At 38.8% G+C, this 15,071-nt stretch carries 11 protein-coding genes; 1 reads left to right on the forward strand and 10 read right to left on the reverse strand.

Going from position 1 to position 15,071, the window contains the following annotated elements; translation table 11 throughout:
* Nucleotides 1–122: 122 nt before the first annotated feature.
* From BCR26_RS01050 to BCR26_RS01070, 5 genes are all read right to left on the reverse strand, one after another.
* A complete protein-coding gene (locus BCR26_RS01050; protein ID WP_069697094.1) occupies nt 123–1,220 on the reverse strand; it encodes a BMP family lipoprotein in 1,098 nt (365 codons plus the stop codon).
* A 107-nt stretch (nt 1,221–1,327) separates the two neighbouring features.
* Nucleotides 1,328–1,723 carry a cytidine deaminase gene (locus BCR26_RS01055; protein ID WP_069697095.1) on the reverse strand — a complete coding sequence of 132 codons (396 nt, stop codon included), beginning with the start codon at nt 1,721–1,723 and terminating at the stop codon, nt 1,328–1,330.
* An 18-nt stretch (nt 1,724–1,741) separates the two neighbouring features.
* Nucleotides 1,742–2,404: a deoxyribose-phosphate aldolase gene (deoC, locus tag BCR26_RS01060; protein ID WP_069697096.1), complete on the reverse strand. Its 663-nt coding sequence runs from the start codon at nt 2,402–2,404 to the stop codon at nt 1,742–1,744.
* Between the two features lie 16 nt (nt 2,405–2,420).
* Complete coding sequence (locus tag BCR26_RS01065; RefSeq protein ID WP_069697097.1) at nt 2,421–3,722, reverse strand: pyrimidine-nucleoside phosphorylase; 1,302 nt, start codon at nt 3,720–3,722, stop codon at nt 2,421–2,423.
* A 117-nt stretch (nt 3,723–3,839) separates the two neighbouring features.
* Nucleotides 3,840–4,871 carry a LacI family DNA-binding transcriptional regulator gene (locus BCR26_RS01070; RefSeq protein ID WP_069697098.1) on the reverse strand — a complete coding sequence of 344 codons (1,032 nt, stop codon included), beginning with the start codon at nt 4,869–4,871 and terminating at the stop codon, nt 3,840–3,842.
* Nucleotides 4,872–5,005: 134 nt separating this feature from the next.
* Here BCR26_RS01070 and add point away from each other — a divergent pair, with 134 nt between their 5' ends.
* Nucleotides 5,006–6,028, forward strand: coding sequence for an adenosine deaminase (gene add, locus BCR26_RS01075; RefSeq protein ID WP_069697099.1), 1,023 nt, complete (start codon nt 5,006–5,008; stop codon nt 6,026–6,028).
* Between the two features lie 203 nt (nt 6,029–6,231).
* Here add and BCR26_RS01080 read toward each other — a convergent pair whose 3' ends face one another.
* The 5 genes from BCR26_RS01080 to BCR26_RS01100 form a co-directional block, all read right to left on the reverse strand.
* Nucleotides 6,232–8,979, reverse strand: a complete 2,748-nt coding sequence (locus BCR26_RS01080) for an endo-beta-N-acetylglucosaminidase (RefSeq protein ID WP_069697100.1) — start codon at nt 8,977–8,979, stop codon at nt 6,232–6,234.
* 212 nt (nt 8,980–9,191) lie between these two features.
* On the reverse strand, nt 9,192–10,175 hold the full coding sequence (locus BCR26_RS01085; RefSeq protein ID WP_069697101.1) for a family 20 glycosylhydrolase: 984 nt from the start codon (nt 10,173–10,175) through the stop codon (nt 9,192–9,194).
* 1 nt (nt 10,176) lies between these two features.
* Complete coding sequence (locus BCR26_RS01090; RefSeq protein WP_069697102.1) at nt 10,177–11,040, reverse strand: ROK family protein; 864 nt, start codon at nt 11,038–11,040, stop codon at nt 10,177–10,179.
* Nucleotides 11,041–11,058: 18 nt separating this feature from the next.
* Nucleotides 11,059–13,749: an alpha-mannosidase gene (locus tag BCR26_RS01095; protein WP_069697103.1), complete on the reverse strand. Its 2,691-nt coding sequence runs from the start codon at nt 13,747–13,749 to the stop codon at nt 11,059–11,061.
* Nucleotides 13,750–13,773: 24 nt separating this feature from the next.
* Nucleotides 13,774–15,063 (reverse strand): glycoside hydrolase family 125 protein, encoded by a 1,290-nt coding sequence (locus BCR26_RS01100; RefSeq protein WP_069697104.1) that lies wholly within the window; start codon nt 15,061–15,063, stop codon nt 13,774–13,776.
* Nucleotides 15,064–15,071 lie beyond the last annotated feature (8 nt).

The following is a 15,071-nucleotide window of genomic DNA, read 5'->3' on the forward strand; positions in this document are numbered from 1 at the left end:
TTATTCAGGGGTTAAATGGGATGAAACAAAACCGCCTAAGTTTTGTCACACCCCGATTTACCCGATTTTTTAATTAGCGATACTATAGCCATTAAAAAATAATATATGCCTTATTTAACTCTTTATTTTTCTGGTTTTTCAGGTACTTTTACATCACCAGAGATTACTTTTTCTTTTGCTGCTTTTACTGCATCTTGTGCTTTAGTATCAAGAGAACCTTCAGTTAAATCAACTCCGCCGTCTTTCAAACCATATACTAAGTGTTCGCCACCAGGGAATTTATCTTCTAATGCACGGTTTGCAATATCTTGAACTGCAGTTCCAACACCTTTAAGCGTTGATGTTAAAGTGAAGTTGTCTTCTTTACCATCTTTTGTTTTGTATACGCCATCTGCTTCTTGGTCTCTATCTACACCAATAACCCAAACTTTATCGCCACTACCTGCTTCGTTTAAAGCTTTAGCTTCTTGGAAGACACCTTGTCCTGTGGCACCAGAAGCGTGGAAAATAATATCTACGCCACCTTGATACATTGCAGCTGCTAAGGCTTTCCCTTTGGCTGGATCAGCGAATGATGCTGCATATTTAGAATCCACTTCAATCTCTTTCCCTAATTCTTTCGCTGCATCTGCAACCCCAGCTTCAAAACCAGCTTGGAAACGGTCAATAACTACGCCTTCTTCTCCGCCTACAAAACCAACTTTATCTGTTTTAGTTGTGTATGCTGCCGCAACTCCGGCTAAGTAAGAAGCTTCATTGTCTTTAAATGTTGCTGAAACAACGTTATCTTTTCCTTCAATCACATCATCAATTAAAGCAAAGTTTGTATCTGGATTTGCAGCCGCTGCTGCATCAACTGCATCTTTCAATAAATAGCCAATTCCAAAAATTGTTGCAAAATTTTTCGATACAGCTTGGTCAATATTTGTTGTGTAATCAGAAGCATCTGTTGATTGAATGTAAGCAAAACCTTTTGGTCCTTCTGGTAAATCGTGTTCTTTACCCCAAGCTTTCATTCCTTCCCAAGCAGATTGGTTAAATGATTTGTCATCCACACCGCCCGTATCTGTAACCATCACAATACTGTGTTTCGCATCTCCTGCTTTGTCAGCTCCTCCATCAGAAGAATCCGTTCCTGCTTTCTTTCCGCCACATGCAGCCAAAAATACAGTCATCCCTAGCACAGCTAAGCTAAAACCAAATAATTTTGCTTTTTTCATCTCTGTAAAGCCCCCTAAAATAGTTTTATATTTTCAACAGTCAAACGACTGAATTGAACCTAATATTTGTGAATCCTACTTAATCAATAAATCACTTTAGATAAAAATTAAAAATCTTTTTCTGTAAATGCATACGGCAATAACTCACCCACGGTTGTTTCCATCGTCACACCATTTTTACCAACAAGTGTGACCGGCATAGTTGGTTCACAAAACTCAGCCATCACTTGTCGACAAGCACCACAAGGAGAAATGGGTTCTGGCGTATTCCCAATAATCACCAGATGTTGAAAGTTTCTATTTCCTTCTGACACAGCTTTAAAAAAAGCCGTTCTTTCAGCACAATTAGTTAATCCATAAGAAGCATTTTCAATGTTTACCCCTTGATACATTTCTCCTGTATCGGTCACAAGACAAGCACCAACAGGAAATTTAGAATATGGGACATACGCTTTTTCCAACGCAGTTTCTGCTGTTTCTAACCATTCTTTTTTCGCTGTCATCGTTTCACGTTCCTTCGATTAATATCCTGTACCTGTTTCACCAGCCATAATTGCAACACCAGCACTTGTTCCAATACGGGTAGCCCCTGCTTCAATCATTGCCATTGCTTCTTGTTTATCATGAATGCCACCAGAAGCCTTCACACCCATATCAGGTCCTACTGTTTCACGCATTAATTTAATATCTGCTACGGTTGCTCCACCTGTTGAAAAACCAGTTGAGGTCTTCACAAAATCAGCTCCTGCTTCTTTTGCCAATTCACAGGCTTTTACTTTTTCTTCTTCCGTAAGCAGTGCTGTTTCAATAATCACTTTTACTAGCGCACGATCTTTCGCTGCTTCCACAACCCCTTGAATATCTTTTAACACTTTTTTGTATTGTTTTGACTTCAAGGCCCCCACATTGATTACCATATCCACTTCAGTCGCGCCATTGTTAATTGCATCGTTAGCTTCATACGCCTTCACTTCAGAAGTATTGGCACCTAAAGGAAAGCCGATTACTGTACAAACATCTACACTCGTTCCTGCTAACTGCTCTTTTGCAAAAGCAACCCAAAACGGGTTGATACAAACTGAAAAAAAGTTAAATTCTTTTGCTTCTTCAACGATTTTCAATACGTCTTCTTCCGTTGCGTTTGCCTTTAAAATAGTATGATCGATCATTTGATTCAATTCCATTTTTTTTACACGTCCTTTATGCTGTTATTATATCATGAATCAACGCTGGTTCTTCACCAAAAGAGCCAACAATAATATTTTTGTAGAGAAGCTCTTTGACTTCATCAATGTTTTCCGTATTACTGTATATCGTTAATAAAGAGTCTCCTTCAGTTACACTCATTCCAACTTTTTTATGCAATTTGAGCCCCACGGCATAATCAATCGCTGCTTCTTTCGTTGCTCTACCTGCACCTAGTTTCATTGCAGCAATACCGATTTCGTTTGCAACAATTTTTTGTATAACACCGGTCTCTTTGGCGGGTAAGTCAAATTGATACTTTGCTGTAAGTAGTTGGTCTGGGTGATCTACAATGCTGTCATCTCCACCTTGATTCGCAATCATTTCTCTGAACTTATCTAGCGCTTCGCCTGATTCTAGCGCTTCTTCAAGTAATTTCCGAGCTGCTTCTAATGTATCGGCTTTCTTCGCCAAAACGACCATTTGGCTACCTAAAACATAACACATTTCAAGCAAATCTTCTGGACCGTTCCCTTGAAGCGTTTCAATGGCTTCCACAATTTCCAAACTATTACCAATCGCTTCTCCTAATGGTTGCGACATGTCAGAAATAACGGCCATTGTTTGACGATTCGCTAATTTACCAATCCTTACCATGGTTTCAGCCAAACGCCGAGCATCATCGATACTCTTCATAAATGCGCCTTCGCCAGTGGTTACATCCAAGACAATTGCGTCTGCTCCAGCCGCAATTTTTTTACTCATAATTGAACTGGCAATCAATGGAATGGAATCAACAGTTGCAGTCACATCTCTCAATGCGTAAAGCTTTTTATCAGCTGGTGCTAAGTCGCCTGATTGTCCGATAACTGCAACGTGACTTTCATTAACCAAACGTACAAACTCTTCATCTGGTAATTCAACATGAAATCCCGGAATAGCTTCTAATTTGTCAATCGTGCCACCTGTATATCCTAATCCTCTACCTGACATTTTGGCCACACTAACACCGACACTTGCTACTAAAGGGGCGAGTATCAGCGTCGTTGTATCGCCAACACCACCAGTAGAATGTTTATCGACTTTTATTCCCTGGATAGACGACAAGTCAACAATTTCTCCAGAATTAGCCATAGCCAATGTCAAGGTTGTTATTTCTTCGTCTGTCATATCCTTATAAAAAACAGCCATCAAAAAGGCGCTCATTTGATAATCTGGTATCTCACCATTAGTGTATCCATTAATAATAAATTGAATCTCATCTTTTGCAAGAGCATGACCGTCTCTTTTTTTCTCAATAAGGTCTACCATTCTCATCGTCATTTTCCTCCGAATCTCAATGTTGTATTATACACTAAAATCGTTCACGTTTAAATACTTTAGTAAAACAGTTTACTACTCGGCCCCAAATAGAAAGCACTTACAATACGAACATTAAATTATTTGTTTAGGAATGTCAATCGATTTCGTGCTTTTTCTTTTAACAAAATTTGTATTAAAAATTCTATTGGGTATTTTTTGCTTCGGATTATTAATTGTTTGAACCAAAAATTGAGCAGCCGTATGCCCAATATCAAAGCTCGGTTGATAGATGGTTGTTAGCGCTGGAACTAGGTATTTAGAGATATCTAACCCATCAAACCCAATCACTGAAATGTCATCTGGAATTTGTTTTCCAGCTTCTGCAATCGCCTGATAGGCTCCCATGGCCATTTCGTCATTCCCACAAAAAATAGCGGTTAATTCTTCATTGTTTTCTAATAATTCTTTTGCAGCTTTATGCCCGCCATCCAAGTTCAATTCTCCACAAGCGATAAACTTCTCTTGTAAGGGAATAGCGTTATCCCTTAAAGCATGCTTATACGCCATTAAACGTTCCGTTAATTGATAGTATCCCTGACTTTCCCTAATCATGCCAATATTTCGATGCCCTTCTGCGATTAAAAAATTCATGGCTTGGTAAGCACCCTCATACTCTTTTACAATTAGCCGGCCACTTTCTCTAGGATTAATTCCCCGATCAACTAATATAAAAGGCATGTTCTGATTGACCGGTTGTTTTAAAATGTGATCTTCAGGCAACAGGTTAGGGGTTGCCAAAATAATGCCATCTACCGAACGATGGATCAACTCTGTTACATATTGCGTTTCTTTTTGCAAACTGTGTTTAGAATTACACAATAAAATCATATAGCCTGAATTATTTAGATAGGTTTCTACCCCTTCAACTACCTTAGAAAAAAAGAAATCTGTGACATCCGGTACAATCATCCCAATCGTTTTAGAATGTCTGGTAATCAAATTTGAAGCAAAAAAATCTGGTTTGTACTGATATTTTTCAACGACCGCTAAGACCTTCTGCCGCGTTTCGCTGCTAAAACGACTCCCTTTATTATTTAAAATTTGCGACACTGTTGTCACAGAAACTCCTGCCAAATCTGCTATTTCTTTAATTGTTAGCTTCAAACTATCCCCTCCATTTCGTTGTTGACAGTTTCCCTTACGTCATGTTAAAGTCGTAAAAATACTTTATTAAGTGCTTTCATTTTATCAAACTTGGATGAAAAGAAATAGACTAATTATTGGAGAGGAAGAATTTTATGCACCGAGAGATCGTTAAACAATTGCCAAAAATTGAGCTTCACTGTCACTTAGACGGATCCATTCGACCAGAAACATTAGTCAAAATAGCAAGTAAGCAAGGAATTCAGTTCCCCACAAACACACAAGAACTTCATGATTTATTAGTCGCCCCACCAGATTGCCAAAATTTAAATGATTATTTAAAACGCTTTGACGTTGTTTTAACTTGCTTGCAAACCGAAGACGCTTTACAGGAAGCTTCTTTAGACATCATTTCACAAGCTGCTGAAGAAAACATTCGTTACATTGAAGTCCGCTTTGCTCCTTCTCTTCACATGCAAAAAGGGTTATCCCTTCCCAAAATAGTTACGTCTGTTTTAAAAGGACTTCGCCAAGGTACCGAAAAATATGGTGTTCAAAGCAACGCTCTTTTATGTGGTATGCGGAATGAGGAATTACAAGATATTGAGAAAATCGTTCACTTAGCAAAGGATTTTGAAACACAAGGCGTCGGTGGTTTCGATTTAGCTGGTAATGAGATTGATTTTCCTCCTTATACCTTTGAAGAAACGCTAGATTTAGTTCAACAGTTGGATCTTCCTTTGACGCTGCATGCTGGAGAATGTGGTTGTGGTAAAAATGTTGCCGATGCCGTCACTCTTGGTGCTAAACGAATCGGACATGGAATTGCCGTAAAAGATACACCAGAATATTTTTCTTTACTAAAAGAAAACAATGTTCTTTTGGAAATGTGTCCTACTAGTAATTTCCAAACAAAAACCATTACTTCAATAGCTGATTATCCATTTAAAGCTTTTTTAGCTGCTGGAATAAAAGTCTGTATTAACACCGATAATCGAACCGTTTCTGAGACCACTTTGACCGATGAATACATGAAATTACATGAGTGGTACAAAATTACTTATGCTGACATGGAACAATTAAATCATCATGCGATTGAGGGTGCGTTTATTTCAGATAGTGAAAAACAGCGATTACACGAACAATTAAGCTCAAGTTATCAGCAAAAAAAAGGGTAAAAAGAGAGAGAGGTTGAGACAGAAGTCGTTTTTGGGCGAGAAATTGGACCGCAAAGCACACCCATCCGCTTTATGGATTGAGTGGTTTGCGGTAACTTTCCGAAGACCCTGACTTTTAGCCATCGGTTATTGCGATTTAGAGGATGGAACAAAACTGATTTTTAGTTTTGTTCCATCCTCACTTCTTTGTATTCATCTACTCGTTATTGATTAATGATGCCTGTATCGTTAACACCGATAATTTGCCAATCATAGATTCTTGCGACTTTACCGTTTTGCTCAGCTTTTTCTAAAGAAAGTTTGACATACCTAGCTTCTACCAATGCAATAGCATCCTTACTACTATCTTCAGTATTGCCTCGACGTTGGACAACATTTATCCAATTAACGCCATCGCTACTGACCAAAAGATCATAATCCCGTGTATTCCAATCAGAACTTTCACCACCTGCTCCTGCATGGAAAAGTTCAAAACCAGCAATTGTTTTTTCTTCGCCTAAATCAGCGATCATCCACGGTTTTTCACTGCCATTATCACACCATTTGGTTGTTAAATTGCCATCTAAAGCATAGCGATAGCTTTCACGTTCATTAGTATACCCTGAGCCTTGTTCAGCTTTCGTTGAAGGCAAGAGAGAAAGATTTTCTTTTTTGATCCCTGCATTTTGATCGTAGATATATAAGTACTTTTCTCTAACAAGCTCAGTTTCACCGGAGCTATTCACTGCAGTTGCCTTTACCGAATAAATTCCCGGACGATCGAATGTAACAGAGATTTCGGTTCCAGATTGGCTTTGCGGCGTTGCACCAACGATTTCCCAATGAACTTGCTCTGTTGATTTTGACACATTTGCCGTTAAGGTAATCACTTCGCCAATCGCACTTAAAGTCGTATCCGCATTGATAGAAATTTCTGGTTTTTTCAGCGCTTCAAAAGTATAAATTGCCATGGCACTGCTTTTTTGATTTTCTTTGCCGTATTGGTCGACAGGAACTACCCGATAGTTTGTCGTATCATTTATTCGTTTTTGATTTAATAAAGTAAACGCCGTGTTCGCTGTTTCCCCTTCAAAAGACAATTGAGCACCTTCTTCGCGATAAATCCGGTAAGAGGCAGTATTTTTACCTTGATGCTCCCATTGCATCCGCACACTTTCTGTTAGATCGTCTACAATAGTTTTTCCAGAAAAGCGTAGATTTTTAATTTGTGTAGTAAATGTTGCTTTTTCTTGACCTGCCATTAGTTGACCTAAATAGATAGTTGCTGGTCCTGTTTGCTGATTTTTCACGTTCACTCCGATTGATGTAATCATTTGGCAAGCAGCTGATTTTAGTGGATACGTTGTTTTGACCCAACCATTTTCCAGTGCTTGTTGATTACCCTGGATCACTAAAGGAGCTTGTTTGCCTTTGATACCTAAAACAAGGGCGGTTTGATCTGTGCCTTTCGTTATAATACTTACTTTTTCAGAGGCTCTTGGTTTTACTTGTGTTGCGTAAAGTTTAATAAATGTTTCTTGTCCAGCGGTCATTTGTCCTGATAAGGCAATAGAAGAACCACCGTTAAACGCATCTTCGTAACTAATTGTCGCCTCTAATTGATTGCCAGCTTGATTATCAATAATCCAACGATATGTCGGCATAACATCTTGAATACTTCGATTGTTGAACGTACCTTCTTTCACTTTTGTACCATTTTGGTAAATCGCATCTCCATTCCCCACATTGAAGTTGGTTAGGAATGGAAATTCATTTACAGTTGTTTTTTCAACAAAATAACGTGAAATTCCTTGCCATTCATTTTTTGTGCTAGTGATATCACGAGGATCTCCCTGCGCATTAATCCAAAATAGTTTTTCATTTTCCCAGTATCGTTCGACATCATATTGACCGCCATCGCGCAAAGTCCAGTCGGGACAGTATAATCCTAATGAAACCAGCGCTTGACTCGTTGATCCCAGAATACTGCTAGGCTTTCTACTGCTGTTAATACCGTTTGCCTGAACATCAATTCCTGCGTAAAGCTCATATGGATCTCGCTTTAATTCTTCAGCTTTAACTTTTGAACCAGCAAGTTCGCGCCAACGGAAATCGATGAATAGTTTGTCTGATACGCGTTTTCTTCCTTCTTGGAAATAACTTTTATTTTGATCGTTCAAAGCCCCTTGCCAGCTAACACTACCGCTTGGAAGCATTGAATCGTACCAAATAATTTGCTGTTTTTTTGTTTTTTTGGCTTGTAAATAGATTAACAGTTCTTTCATCGCAGCAGCTGTTTGCTCATCTACATTCGTTTCTTGATTGATGAACCAGCCATCAAATCCATACGCTGTAGACATTTCTAATAATTTGTCCGCCATTGGAAATTTTCCTCTCGCATCTTTTTGGACAAACTGTCTGACCCATTCTGCTTTTCCACCGTAAGCCTCTGGTGGAAAGAAAACTGTCCCCACAACTGGTACACCATTTCGATGAGCTGAGTCTGTCACATCACCACTTGGCGGCACAATAATCCCTTCTCCTGAAGAACCAGCCCACGCAACTAACGTATCGACGTATTGCCAATTGGTAAAATTGTAAACAGCTTTGTCAGTGTTCCCTTGCGATGGGGTTCCTTTCGTATGGCGGTTAACAATCGCAATCGACAAAACTTTTGCTTCGGTACTTTGATCGGCGTTTGTTTTATCAGCTTTAACCCGATTCGTTAATTGAACACGGGAAACATTGAAAGGGGCATCTGGGTCAGTTTTGGGACTCCAATTTAATAATGTTTCCGGAAATAAGGCTGTTGATTCTGGTATTTGCTCATAAATTGGAATACCGCTTTCTGTTTCAGTAGAAACCTTACTTTCAGCATAAACTGGCGACATTGATAGTAGACTAGCTCCCATAAAAAAAGCTGCTAACATTATCGAGTAACAAGACACTTGTTTCATTTTTTTTCTAGCCACTGAATGAACCTCCTCTATTATTTGCCAAAAACTTAGCTTTATTCATTCTCATTAAAAATGTTAACGCTTTCTTCGATTTTTATAAATATAAAAACTATAGTATTTCTGTCAAAAATTATAGGTTACTTCTGTTATTTTCAGCAGTTACAGATAAATAAAGGAGCAAAACTAATTTCTCAGCTTTGCTCCTTTATTCTATTAAATACTGTTTCTCATTCATTAAAATGTATAGACAAGCTCCGCATTAATTCTGACAGATCTTCTAAAATTTCCTTTTCACTTTTGGCATTTGGGTAATCACACCAAACAGCTAATGCAACTCCTTTAACTTGTTCCATTTCTTTTTCAGTCACTAGTTGATTAGACGCAAAAAGCTTTGGATGCCAGCCATTTTTGATTTTCTCAGCTTTTGGATAGGAGTAGCCAGCATTTTCCCCTAACACATAGTACAGATAGTTGTCATTAAAATTAAGCACTGAAAAGTCTTTATTCAAAAAAGTTTGAATAGGAGCCATATTCTTATGCCACTTTGTCCAATAAGTAATCTCAATATTTTGGGAAAGTTTACTTTCTCCACCATTCCTAAAGAAAGCATCATTCCAAACTCTAGGGGTAAATCCACGCTCTCTGACAAATTCAGCCACTTTATTCACATAATTTTCAAACTTCATCAAACCATCTTGTGCCAACGCTGGATAATTCTCAAACTGCTCAAAATCAATAAACTCATCTGCCCCAATATGAAAATAGTGACTTTTACTGAATAATTTCGTGTATTCTTCATACAACGATAAAGTGAATTGGACTGCCTCCTCGTTCGTAATATCCAATGCCGAGACAACCTTTTGATTCTCCCCGTTTGGCGTTTTTCTCGATAATTGCCATTCTGGTTTTCCTTTTAACAACTGTGCCATATGTCCCGGTGTATCCAAATCTGGAATGATCTCAATCGATAAGTCAGCGGCATACTCAATCAACTCTTGCACTTCATCACATGTTAAAAATTGCTCCGAAACAAGTTCAGGATACAAATGAGATTCAATCCGAAACCCTTCATTTTCAGAAAAATGAAGCTGTAAGTAATTAAAACCACAAAGTGCCATTTGTTTCATTAGCTGGCGTAATGTTTTAGGAGAAAAATATTTTCTACCAATATCCAGCATGATAATCCGTTCTTTTACTAACGCTTGTTTCACTTTAAACACCTTGCTCTTTTGCCAACAGCAAACAACCTAAAGTTCCACTATTATCTCCTAGCTCACAGCCAACTACATATTCATCTAAATTTGGCAAAGAAACATAACCGCCTAGTTGTTTTTTTAGAGACTCTCTAATTTTCGGAAATAACTGTGTTTGTTTCATGACACCACCACCTAAAATGATTTTTTCTGGCGAAAGTGTTAATGTATAGGACATCAAAGCTTGTGCTAAGTAATACGCCTCAATCTCCCAAACATCGTGCGTTTGTTCTAATAATTGGCCTTTTATTCCAGTTCTTTTTTCCAATGCTGGCCCTGCCGCAAGACCTTCTAAACAATGATCGTGGAATGGACAACTGCTAATTAATGTATCCTTAGGGTAACGTTCCATAGGAATATGTCCCATTTCTGGATGACTGAATCCTTGTAATACATGACCATTTACAACGGCACCGCCACCAACACCTGTCCCGACTGTTAAATAAATACAACTTTGTGTATTTTTTCCTGCGCCTAAATGCATTTCACCATAGGCAGCCGCGTTAACATCTGTTGTCCATGCCATTGGGATATTGTAATGTTGTCTCAACTTGCCTAAAAAATCAACATTTTGCCAACCTTGTTTGGGTGTCGAAGTGATATAACCATAAGTATCTGAGGTTTCGTTGACATCAATTGGTCCAAATGAACCCACACCTAATGCTCTTAATTGATAGGCATCGAAAAAGTCAAAAACTTTCGCTAACGTTTCTTCCGGGAGTGTTGTTGGAAGACTGACCCTATCTAGAATAGTCAAATTCTCATCAGCAACTGCACAAACAAATTTTGTTCCACCTGCTTCAATTGATCCATAATACGCCATGAAACTTACCTCCACTTTCTATCGGTCAAAACCGATTGTACGAATCTCATATGCACCTAGTTCATTTGAAACTGCCCCTAATTGTTTTTCTTCCAGTAAATTTAATACGTGCGGTGAGCCATTGTTCGCTTCTTTTATCAAAACTTCAGCTGAGCTAGCCCCCATATTGAATCCACGAATGACTAATAAGTCGTTATCTTGACTATTTTTCATCGCGGTTATCGCTAAGGTTTCACCTCGAACCGTTAGATAGCTAGCTTCTGGCTGTAGCGCTCCACTGTGCTTGCTTGTTTGTTTCACACTAAACGGAATTTGTGCAGCATAAGCTTTTTGATAAGTTGCATAGCGTTCTTTTGCAACTCCATGGAAGTCAATACCATATTCAAACTGATGAACCCCTAAACATTGCGCTTCCGGCGTTGGAAAATAGCCCCAATCTCCTAGTTCCCCCACAGCTCTAAATAAAGTCAGGGCAATCGTATTATTCTCAGCTAAAATTTCGTATTCATTTAAACCATAATTTGAAACAGTGACCCCAGCACTTTCTTCGTGAACATTGACAAAGGCGTGTTGATGCTGCGGGTTTGTCGGGTTTTCCCAGCTTTTACTAACTTGATTCGGACGTTTTACTACCTCGTAGATACTATCGGCTTCATGTGTTTTTGTTTCAAGGTCAGTCGGAAATAGCATCCGTACCCGGTGATCTTTACATTGATTATCAATTGTTGTTTCAAAGCTTAAGCGAGAAGAGTCTTTCTCCATCGTAACGATCGTTTCAACTGTCATTTCTTTTCGTTTCGTTGATCTGCCAGCTTTACGGTAACGGAAATCAACAACCGCTATTTGTTCTTGTGCTAATAAATCAGTTGCTGCTTCCGGAATCATTAACCGTTGGACAATTTTCAGCTGCGCTTTAAATGATTCATCCATTAGGATGGAAAAATCTGCTTGATGGCCACTTGATAAAATGGGGTTTGCTCCTTCAGGTTGCTTAAAGATATACTCATTCGCAATGTCACCTGTATCTTCAATCGTTAATAATTCTTTGTAGATCCGATTCGTCTTTTTATGCAGCACATCCAAAGTACCATCACTTTTTACCGTAACGCGTAAAAGACCATTTTCTAATTGGTACGTTCCATTAAAGGTAATCATAGACGTACTTTTTTCTGTTGGTACCTGTATTTCCTTCAAAGCAAATGTTGCCCATGAAAAGGCTGGTAATTCCCTTACCTGAAGCGTGACGTCTACATATTTAGCCATATATGGAACCCTGAAACGATTTTTTGGTAGATCATAGCCAAAACGAACGTTTGGTGCTGAAATGATTGCTGCTATTTTTTGTCCCCGACTATCAATAACCTCAAAATCCGGCGTGGTCTCCTCATTCAGTTTTTGCCACATTTCATGAGGAAGCCCCTCTTTGAAATCTTTCCGACCAATTTCAACGGTAACCGTTAGACAATCAGTTTTTTGGTAGCCAGACGTATTGAAGACCACAAAGGGATAACTCGCATCGGAAAAGTGAGTGGTGTTGATTGCATCAACCACTGTTGTTAAGGATTCTTCTGCTAAGAATTTCCCAACTTCATGAGCCTTTTCAAACCTTGTCATCATTTCTCGATGAACTTCGTCAACGGAACAACCGCAAATACTATCGTGTGGATGATTTTGCAGCAATAATTTCCAAGCGTAATCGATTTGGTCATGTGGATACTCTTGTGTTAAATCATAAGCCATCGCCGCTAAAGGTTCAGTAATATTTTCTAGTTGACGCTGCACTTTAGTATTCCATTGTTTCAAATAGACTCTTGCCGAAGCTGTATTTGCCAGCGTAAACCAGCCATCGGTTTCTTGGCTTGTTAATTCCCCGTGTACTGTTCCAACTTTTTCTGGTAACTCTTGACGAACTGCTTTTAGATAATCGTCAAAATTTGAATGAATAAATTCATACTCTGGGAATAACTGTTTGGCTAAGGCAATCGCTTGCCCCACATCTTTTTGAACCGGTTGATGATCGACACCATTCAGCATCAATAAATGATTCGTCGAAGCAAATTTTTCTGCATCCGCTAATTTTTGAGTCCAAAAAGCGATTGCTTCCTCTTTTTCTGTTGGAATTTCATTTCCGTTGCTGTACCAGTTAGCAAAAAGGAGGCCTAAAATTTCACTACCGTCAGGCCCTTGCCACCACATTTCCGAAAACTGAGAGGTATAATTTTCGTCGTCAAGCACTTCGTTATTAAAACCGACTGGTTTAACGCCCCTTCCGAACGCCGCCACATCTAACCCAGCCTGCAACATCATTTGCGGTGCTTGCCCCATGTTGCCAAAAGTATCTGGAAAATAGCCCAATTTAACTGAAGCACCCCATTTTTCACAGTCTTTTTTACCAAGCAACATGTTGCGAACGTTGGCTTCTGAACTAATCAAGAAATCGTCTTGCAGGATATAAAAAGGACCAATTCGAAGCCTCCCTTCTGAGATTGCTTTTTGAACATCTGCTCTACGCTCTGGACGAACTTCTAAATAATCATCTAAAATAATCGTCTGCCCATCTAAATGGAAACTTTTAAAATCTGAATCTGTTTCAAAAAGATCTAGTAAATCATCCATTAATTCAACTAATCGCATGTGATGCTGTTCATATGGCATGTACCATTCCCGATCCCAATGTGAGTGAGAAATGATATAAACTTTTTTCTTCATGTTTTTTCCTCCAAACGTTTTCTATTAACGTGCTACTCGCAGATCAAAATAGTCCATCACTAGTTCACAAAACATCATATTCGCCCATGAAAACCACTCACGAGTGTATTGATTCGGATCATTTACATCAAAACCTTCGTGCATTAAATGAGTCCCCCCATCGTTTGCAACCAAAGTATTTAAAATACGTTCTTTTTCAGCTTTATTCTCCGTTGTCATACCTTCCATTGCTAAAGCAATCGGCCAAACATAATTTTCAGGTGTATGGGAACTACCGATGCCTTTCGCATATTCTCCTTCGTAAAAATAAGGATTTTCTCTACTTAGAATTGTTTTTCTCGTCGCTTGATAGACAGAATCATATTCAGAAACATAGCCTAAATACGGTGCTGAAAGTAAGTTAGGAATATTACTGTCATCCATAATACTAGCGTTGCCTAAACCATCCACTTCATAAGCGTAAACTTTCTCTCCCCGTTGATTTACTGTTTGACCATATTCTTGAATGCCTTGTTCAATTTTCTTTTTTAACGCGATAGCGGTTTCAACTATTTGAGCATCCGGCAAAATTTCGGTAAAAATCTCTGCAATATACCCTAAAATGACTACCGCAAACATATTCGAAGGAACTAAGTAACCATAACGACAAGCATCATCACTTGGACGAAAACCAGACCAGATCATTCCCGTTGGCTTCACCGGAGAGCCGTACCCATTGTTCGGCAATGTATCTTCTAAGCGAGTCGTATCGCGTTCAAACGTATATGGAGAAGTAGCATGATTTTGCTCAGTAGTAAATACCTCTAGAATTTTTGTGACACCAGCAACAAAGCTGTCGTCAAATTGCTTTGTATAACTAGTATTTTTAAACAATAGATAAGCCAATTGAACTGGATAGCACAAGGAATCAATTTCATATTTTCGTTCCCAAATCCACGGATTCATGGTTGTATGATCGCTTTGATGACCAGCATGATTGGCTGTTTCATTAAAAGCATTGGCGTATGGATCAATGTTGATATAGAAAAACTGACGTTGAACCAAGCCTGCAATCATATCTGCTAATTCATCATCTTCTTTAGCAAGCACTAAGTAGGGACGCACCTGTGCAGTTGAATCTCTTAGCCACATCGCCGGAATATCTCCTGTTAGTAAAAAAGTTGTCCCATCTGATTGTTTACGAACAGTTGTTGTTAAAGTATTTGCAAAGGCTGCACGAAAATTTTCTGCCCAATCAGCGTGTTCTTCACCGCATAATTGTGTCACTTTATTCATAAATTCTTTCACTGAGCTTGGTATATTATTGTTAGTCATATGAACCT

The sequence above is a fragment of the Enterococcus rivorum genome, from assembly GCF_001742285.1.
In the GTDB taxonomy this organism is placed as follows: domain Bacteria; phylum Bacillota; class Bacilli; order Lactobacillales; family Enterococcaceae; genus Enterococcus_L; species Enterococcus_L rivorum.

Bases quoted from the DNA above. Each gene is read 5' to 3' on its own strand.
- BCR26_RS01050 (WP_069697094.1), bottom strand. From the start codon at position 1,220: ATGAAAAAAGCAAAATTATTTGGTTTTAGCTTAGCTGTGCTAGGGATG.
- BCR26_RS01055 (WP_069697095.1), bottom strand. From the start codon at position 1,723: ATGACAGCGAAAAAAGAATGGTTAGAAACAGCAGAAACTGCGTTGGAA.
- deoC (WP_069697096.1), bottom strand. From the start codon at position 2,404: ATGGAATTGAATCAAATGATCGATCATACTATTTTAAAGGCAAACGCA.
- BCR26_RS01065 (WP_069697097.1), bottom strand. From the start codon at position 3,722: ATGAGAATGGTAGACCTTATTGAGAAAAAAAGAGACGGTCATGCTCTT.
- add (WP_069697099.1), top strand. From the start codon at position 5,006: ATGCACCGAGAGATCGTTAAACAATTGCCAAAAATTGAGCTTCACTGT.
- BCR26_RS01090 (WP_069697102.1), bottom strand. From the start codon at position 11,040: ATGGCGTATTATGGATCAATTGAAGCAGGTGGAACAAAATTTGTTTGT.
- BCR26_RS01095 (WP_069697103.1), bottom strand. From the start codon at position 13,749: ATGAAGAAAAAAGTTTATATCATTTCTCACTCACATTGGGATCGGGAA.
- BCR26_RS01100 (WP_069697104.1), bottom strand. From the start codon at position 15,063: ATGACTAACAATAATATACCAAGCTCAGTGAAAGAATTTATGAATAAA.